This window comes from Luteitalea sp., assembly GCA_009377605.1.
In the GTDB taxonomy this organism is placed as follows: domain Bacteria; phylum Acidobacteriota; class Vicinamibacteria; order Vicinamibacterales; family Vicinamibacteraceae; genus WHTT01.
This window is the reverse complement of sequence record WHTT01000082.1, coordinates 21,352-27,979: the sequence shown is the minus strand read 5'-3', so window position 1 is coordinate 27,979 and position 6,628 is coordinate 21,352. Positions and strand designations below refer to the sequence as shown.

Sequence of the window (6,628 nt, the reverse complement as noted above, 5' to 3'; positions counted from 1 at the left end):
AACGTGCGGCCGAGTGCGGGTGACACACCAAGCGTCTCGAAGAACCGCGGCGTCACCTGTGCAATGGAGAGCTGTTCTGGTGCGCCATCTCCCGTCAGGCTCGCGCGGCCTAACTTGAAGACGGCCATCTCCTCGAACACGCTGTTCTGTTCCTGCCACTCGGCGAGCTCGGCGAGTCCGGACCAGCTGGTCAACGGGATGGGGCCAAAGGTGCCGTCACCCGCCAGCACCATCGTCAGCCTCTGGCTGTCGGGATAGGGGAGCGGCCGCAGCCACACGCCGTACGCGAAGCTGAAGATGGCGGTGTTGGCGCCGATGCCGAGCGCCAGCGTCAGGAGAATGACCGCTGTAACCCCTGGAGTCTTCGCAAGCATCCGAAGCGCGAAACGAACATCCTGGAGGAGCGTGCGCATGACACCTGCTCTAGCGAAGGCCGTGCCACGCGTAACGACCGGTCCGCCCTGAAAAGTGACGGTAATCGGCGGATCGCCGAACTCGGCCGCGTTGAGCGTGTCCGAAGCCGGGAAGCCCCGTCCCACTAGCGAACGGCACCCAGGTTGCGGCGCGTTTGACCGATACGCGCCCGTGGTCGTAAACTTGTCTAGACATATAGACAATAGCTCAGCTCCATGTCCAAGCTCTCCTCTCTTGCCGGCCGCCGAGTCGACCTCGCCGTCGTTGGCGGCGGCATCATCGGCGCCGGCGTTGCGCGTGACGCGGCGATGCGCGGCTTGAGCGTCGCGCTGTTCGAGCGGGCCGACTACGGCAGTGGAACGACGGCCGGTTCCACCCGTCTCATTCACGGCGGACTCCGCTACCTCGAGCAGTTCGCGTTCCCACTCGTCCGGCTCGACCTTCGCGAGCGCGAGATCCTCCTTCGGAACGCCCCGCACCTCGTGAAGCCGCTGCCGTTCCTGCTACCGTTCTACAACGAGCGCTGGTGGGCGCGACTGAGGTTGCGCCTGGGGATGCAGCTCTACGACGCCCTGAGCTTCGACAAGACCCTGCCGTCTCATCGCATGCTGCGCGCTGAGCAGGTCGCATCCCTGGAGCCGCACCTCGCGCCGCGCGGGCTCCAAGGCGCGGCGTTGTACTACGATGCGCAGGCGGCGCTGCCAGAGCGGCTCTGCCTCGAGAACATTCTCGACGCGAGCTCGCACGGTGCCGAGACCTTCAACTACGCCGACGTCGTTGGGAGCTTGCGTCGAGGGTCGCGTGTTACCGGTCTTCGCGTGCGCGACGTCATCGAGGGCAGTGAGGTCGACGTCGAGGCGCGCGTAGTTGTCAATGCGGCTGGTCCTTGGCTGGATCGCGTCGCCAGACGGCTCGAGCCTGACACACCCGTCCGCCTGCGGACGACGCAAGGCATCCACGTTGCGGTCCCGCCTCTCACCACGCATGCCGTTGCGCTTCGATCCGCCGTCGACGGTCGTGTGGTCTTCGTCATTCCGTGGCTCGGCTACACCTGGATTGGCACAACCGACACCGACTACGGCGACGATCCAGCATCTGCCCACGCTGGTGCCGCCGACGTCGACTATCTCCTACGTTCTGTGCGGCCGTACTTTCCGGGGCTCCGGCCGCGCGACATCTTGTTCACCAACGCGGGTGTCCGTGCGCTCGTGCGCGCGGAGGGCGCAGCCTCCAAAGTCTCCCGCCTCCATCGCATTGTCGACGGCGATCGCACGGGCGCGGAGGGCCTCATCACGATTGTCGGGAGCAAGTTGACGGGCTACCGCGCGATCGCCGAGCAAGCCACGGATCTCGCCTGCCAGAAGCTCGGTGTGACGAGGCGCGCCGAGACGGCCGAACGGCCCCTGCCTGGCGCCGTGGACGAGGAGCTCGCCGCCGAGCGGAGCACCGTTTCGGATGGGGATGCGACACATCTCGAGGAGGTGTATGGGCGGCGCGCGGCTCGCGTGCTCCAGCTCGCCGTGATCGACCCGTCGCTCCGGGCGCGTCTCGCGCCGGACTATCCGGACATCGCCGCGCAGGTCGTGTTCGCCGTCCGAGAGGAGCAGGCGCGCAGGCTCTCCGACGTGCTCCTGCGCCGCACGCGTCTCGGATTCACGGCCGACCAGGGACGTGCCGCAGCCGAGCGAGTCGCCGATCTGATGGCGCGCGAGCTGGGATGGCCGGAAAGGCGCCGCCTCGACGAGACGCGCGCGTACCACAACGTCATCACAGCCACGCAGGCGTTCAGAGCGCCGCACGACCGAGCCTGCGCCGAGAGCGCCCGCTGACGAATATTCTAGCGGAGCGCGGCCTCCGGCCGCGCTCCCCGACGCTCACGGTGCGTTCACGCCTTTGCGCTCCGCGCTACGGCGGACGAGTCGGCGAACGCGCCCTACCATCGTGGTAGGGACGCCTCGCCGAGGCGTCCGTTTCTCGAAACTTGACATAATGCGTCAAGTTTTCGTCCTCAACGGTTCTATAGTGACGACATGGCGCAGCCGTTTGGTCGCGTCGATCGCGACCTCCCGATCTATGTTCGCATCGCGGATGCGATCCACGAGGAGATCGTCTCCGGTGCGCTCCAGCCGAATACGAAGCTCCCTTCCGAGCACGCGCTGATGGAGAAGTACGGCGTGGCGCGCGAGACCGTGCGGCGCGCGTTGGCGCGGCTCCAGGCGAGTGGCTTCATCTACGCCAGGCGTGCCGTCGGCAACTTCGTATCGGAGCCGCTCGTCGACCAGGAGCTCGACGAGCTTTTCAGCTTCTCGGAGGTGATGGCGCACCGCGGTATGAAGGCAGGCGCGCGCCTGCTCGCGGCGGAAATCCAGGAGCTCTCCGCGGTGGACTCGCCGGTCCTCGCAGCGCTGCATCTTCCCGTCGGCGAGCGCGTGATCTATCTCCGCCGCCTGCGCCTCGGAAACAAGCAGCCCTTGGTCATCGCGACGACGTTCTTGCCCGCGCGCCTCTTCCCTGGCTTCTTGGACCAGGACCTCAAGCGCAAGCACGTCTACGACATCATGGAGCAGGTCTACTCGCGCCGCCCGGACGATGCCACGCAGACCTTCGAGGCGGTCACGCTCAACGGCGAGGATGCCAAGCGGCTGGCCGTAGCGCCAGGCTCGCCCGCATTGCTCATCACGCGGATTGGCTATTCGAAGGGAACGCCTGTCGAGTACGCCACAGACTATTACCGCGGCGACCGCACGCGGTTTCGCGTGCGTCTCGGCCACATCGACTAGCAGCGCCCGACCTAAAGGTCGGGCGATCAGTGGCTACGTGCGGTCGAGCAGCTCCTCCACAATGGCTGCCCACTCATCGTCCAGTGAAGCGGCGGCCTCGGGCTGGCCGGCGCGCCGATACCAATACCGGGCGTTGCCCAGGTCCCCTTCCTTGCGGTGCAGATACGCGTGCACGCGGGCTGCGTCGGCTGAGTCGTCGTCCTGGACGATGGCGTGCGCGCGATCCCAATCGCCCTTGGCGTCGTGCCACAGAGCCCGCAATGCAGCTGGCAGCGGATCAGGTGGTGCCGTCTCCGACAGCGTTGCGCGAAAGTCTGGCAGCGTCATCGGGAAGGATTGTAACGGAAAGACGGAAAGGGGACGCGTGTTGTCCGGCGAATTTTCGTCGCCCGGGCCCGGAGTTGTCCTAGAATCTCACACACAACCCGAGGACTGCGCGAGATGCCCATGAATCGACGTCACTTCATTCAGAGGACTGCCGCGGTGGCATCGATTGCAACCGCTGGCGCGGTAACGGAGGCCGCGGCTCAGTCGGCGGCCAAACGCACGTTCAAATTGAAGTACGCCCCGCACTTCGGAATGTTCAGCAATTCAGCGGGAGAGGGTCCGCTCGATCAGCTCCGCTTCATGGCCGACCAGGGATTCACGGCCTTGGAGGACAACCGCATGATGCGGCGAACGCCGGAGCTACAGCAACAGATCGGTGACACGCTCGCGAAGCTTGGCATGACGATGGGCGTGTTCGTCATCGACACGGGTGGGAACGACAACATGATGTTCACCACCGGCAAGCCTGAGAACCCGGGCCTCTTCGCGAAGGCGTGCGAGGCTGCCGTCGTCGTCGCCAAGCGTGTGAGCGCGAGGTGGATGACTGTGGTTCCCGGTAATTTCGAGCGCCAGCTTCCGATTGGCATTCAGACGGGGCATGTCATCGACGTGCTGCGCGCCGGCGCCGACGTGCTTGCCAAGCATGACCTCACGATGGTGCTCGAGCCGCTCAGCGACACGCCGGATCTCTTTCTGCGTACGTCTGATCAGACTTACGAAATCTGCCGCGCGGTCAACAGCCCAGCGTGCAAGATCCTCTTCGACATCTACCACATGCAGCGGAACGAGGGGCACATCATCCCGCACATCGACTGGGCGTGGGAGGAGATCGGCTACTTCCAGATCGGCGACGTGCCGGGCCGTAAGGAGCCCACGACCGGCGAGATCAACTACGCGAACGTCTTCGAGCACGTCCACCAGAAGATGCAAGAAACCAGTCGGGACTTCGTCTTCGGCATGGAGCATGGCAATGCGTTTCCGGGTGTGGAAGGGGAGCAGAAGCTGATCGATGCCTACGTCCAGGTTGACAGCTTCTAGCGTCTGCGCGGCGGCGGTAGCATGGAGAAGTGCTGACCTCCGGCGCTAATGTCCTGACAGGGCTGCTGTTGCTCGCTCGGCGCTCATTCGGGTAATATTAGAGATTCCCTGGCCCTGCGCGGGGCCCTCCTTGCTGGGAGGTCGTTCAACGGTAGGACACCGCGCTCTGGACGCGGGTATCGGGGTTCGAATCCCTGCCTCCCAGCCAATCTCGCTCGCTTCGCTCGCTCATTGGCTGCCCGGCCCGGTTTCAGGCGCGGCCGATTCGCCTGCGGCTCATCGGAACCAGGCTCGAATCCCTGCCTCCCAGCCAATCTCCAGTTTCGTTGCCTTCGACGAGCAGGTCGAAACGGCCTAACGTAAGAAACTGAAAGACTTCCGCGATCGAACTTCGAGTTCGATACCAGCATTTTCAGCAGTCGCGCCTGTTCACGGGGATCCTGCCGAATGAACAGACTGCGGGCGTTTTTCGCGAGTTCTAGAATCTTCGACCCCGTGGCCGCGTAATCGTGGCTGGCGTGTTCGTGGCGTGCCGTCTCGCGCCGTATGGAAGGGAGCTCAGCCTCCCACTCTGCGGACTTTCTGAGCCACAGTTCGTCGCTGATTCGTCCGCCCAGGCGGTCGTCGTACGCTTTGTCGAGCTTCGACTGAACGGCGAGGTACCGCTGCTGCAACTGCATCACGGCCGTTCGGTGGTAGCGCTCTTTGTCGCTCTGGCTCTCGCACAACGCTTCGGCGATCCAGTCCACAACGTCGATGGGCACCTGGATGCGCTTGACGATGTCGGCAAACAGCCGGGAGAGCTCTTCTTGGCGGACATACGTGTTGCCGCAAGACCCGCGTCCGCCGGTGCAGTGGTAGTACACGTAGCGGCCCTTCTTGATCTCGGCGGTCATTGCACAACCGCAACGTCCGCAGGCCACCAGGCCCGTGAACGCATGCCGCCGCTTGGTGTATTTCGGTCGGTTCGCGGCCTCGAACACGTCCTGGACCTGCTCGAACAACGCCATCGAGATGATCGGCTGATGGAGACCCTTGTAACGTTTGCCCTTCCAAAGGAACTCGCCGGCGTAGATCGGGTTCCGGAGGATGCGATGAACCTCTGATTTCACCAGACGCCGTTCCGAGCGCGGATGCGTTAGCCCGAGTTCGCCGGCGATGCGAGTGACCTCTTTCAGCGAGACGTCTCCCTGCGCATATCGTTCAAAGAGCTGCGCCACGAGCGGTCCGCGTAGGTGGTCAACTTCGATCCGATGCGTCTCGAGGTTGTTCAAGTACCCGACGTGTGCGACTGTCGGCCAATGCCCCTGTTCGGCCTTCTCACGCATGCCCTTCCGAACCTCCTCGGAAAGGTTGTCGATGTAGTTCTTGGCCATCAGGACCCGGATCCCGTGCATGAACTTCTCGGAGGATCGCGAGTCGTCGGATAGGACGACACCTTCCTTAACCAGGTGGACCTCGATGTCGAGGTCCGCAATGGTGACCCAATCCTTGATGTTCCGGTAGAGACGGTCCGTCTTCTCGACTAAGAGCGCGCGACAGGATCCAGAGGCGGCCTGGAGGAAGGCCACCATTTCGTCAAAACCCGGGCGTCCCGTGCGCTTCGCGGTTTCGATGTCTTCGAACTCCTTGATGACATTGAAGCCGTGGGTCACCGCGTACTCGCGCAGCAGCTTCCGCTGCGCCGGAATGGAGAAGCCATCCTTCTCCTGCTCTTTCGACGAGACGCGGACGTACAGCACGGCGTCCCGGCTGGACAGCGCGTGTTCTACGGGCGCCTTCTGTGGGTGTCGCTTCACGGTCTGTTCGCCTCGACCGGCCGGTGGAACGGGTGCTGCGTCAGGGACCATTCTCGCAGGATCGCGAAGTACGTGATCACGTTTTCTCGGAGCACGGGATCCCCATCGATCCAATGAGCGACCTCAGCCAAGAGAGCATCTCCGCGCCCGTCACGAGCCTGAGGTCGGCCCGCGCGTGACCGCCGACCGCCACGCCCGTACGAGCCTCTGTCGTATCTCCCGCGCCGTAGCGCCTGGGCCGGACGGTCTGGCCTGTCGGTCGAACGGCGA

General features: G+C 64.2%; 5 protein-coding genes, 1 tRNA gene and 2 pseudogenes. 4 read left to right on the top strand and 4 right to left on the bottom strand.

What is annotated here, in order from left to right; translation table 11 throughout:
* On the bottom strand, positions 1 to 413 hold a 413-nt coding region (locus tag GEV06_22170), incomplete at its 3' end, for a hypothetical protein (protein ID MPZ20593.1).
* A gap of 216 nt (positions 414 to 629) precedes the next feature.
* Here GEV06_22170 and GEV06_22165 point away from each other — a divergent pair.
* Positions 630 to 2,243 carry an FAD-dependent oxidoreductase gene (locus GEV06_22165; GenBank protein MPZ20592.1) on the top strand — a complete coding sequence of 538 codons (1,614 nt, stop codon included), beginning with the start codon at positions 630 to 632 and terminating at the stop codon, positions 2,241 to 2,243.
* Positions 2,244 to 2,444: 201 nt separating this feature from the next.
* Positions 2,445 to 3,194, top strand: a complete 750-nt coding sequence (locus GEV06_22160) for a UTRA domain-containing protein (protein ID MPZ20591.1) — start codon at positions 2,445 to 2,447, stop codon at positions 3,192 to 3,194.
* A 33-nt stretch (positions 3,195 to 3,227) separates the two neighbouring features.
* Here the strand turns inward: GEV06_22160 and GEV06_22155 are convergent, their stop codons facing one another.
* A complete protein-coding gene (locus tag GEV06_22155) occupies positions 3,228 to 3,521 on the bottom strand; it encodes a hypothetical protein (protein ID MPZ20590.1) in 294 nt (97 codons plus the stop codon).
* 120 nt (positions 3,522 to 3,641) lie between these two features.
* Between GEV06_22155 and GEV06_22150 the strand changes: the two genes are divergently transcribed.
* Together GEV06_22150 and GEV06_22145 are read left to right on the top strand one after the other, a co-directional pair.
* Entirely contained in the window at positions 3,642 to 4,559 is a 918-nt protein-coding gene (locus GEV06_22150; GenBank protein ID MPZ20589.1) for a TIM barrel protein, read from the top strand.
* 134 nt (positions 4,560 to 4,693) lie between these two features.
* Positions 4,694 to 4,767: transfer RNA gene (locus GEV06_22145), tRNA-Gln, on the top strand.
* Between the two features lie 568 nt (positions 4,768 to 5,335).
* Here the strand turns inward: GEV06_22145 and GEV06_22140 are convergent.
* Positions 5,336 to 5,569: pseudogene (locus GEV06_22140) on the bottom strand (recombinase family protein).
* Between the two features lie 288 nt (positions 5,570 to 5,857).
* Positions 5,858 to 6,409: pseudogene (locus tag GEV06_22135) on the bottom strand (hypothetical protein).
* Positions 6,410 to 6,628 lie beyond the last annotated feature (219 nt).

Coding starts and splice junctions, on each gene's coding strand:
- GEV06_22165 (MPZ20592.1), top strand. CDS start 630: ATGTCCAAGCTCTCCTCTCTTGCCGGCCGCCGAGTCGACCTCGCCGTC.
- GEV06_22160 (MPZ20591.1), top strand. CDS start 2,445: ATGGCGCAGCCGTTTGGTCGCGTCGATCGCGACCTCCCGATCTATGTT.
- GEV06_22155 (MPZ20590.1), bottom strand. CDS start 3,521: ATGACGCTGCCAGACTTTCGCGCAACGCTGTCGGAGACGGCACCACCT.
- GEV06_22150 (MPZ20589.1), top strand. CDS start 3,642: ATGAATCGACGTCACTTCATTCAGAGGACTGCCGCGGTGGCATCGATT.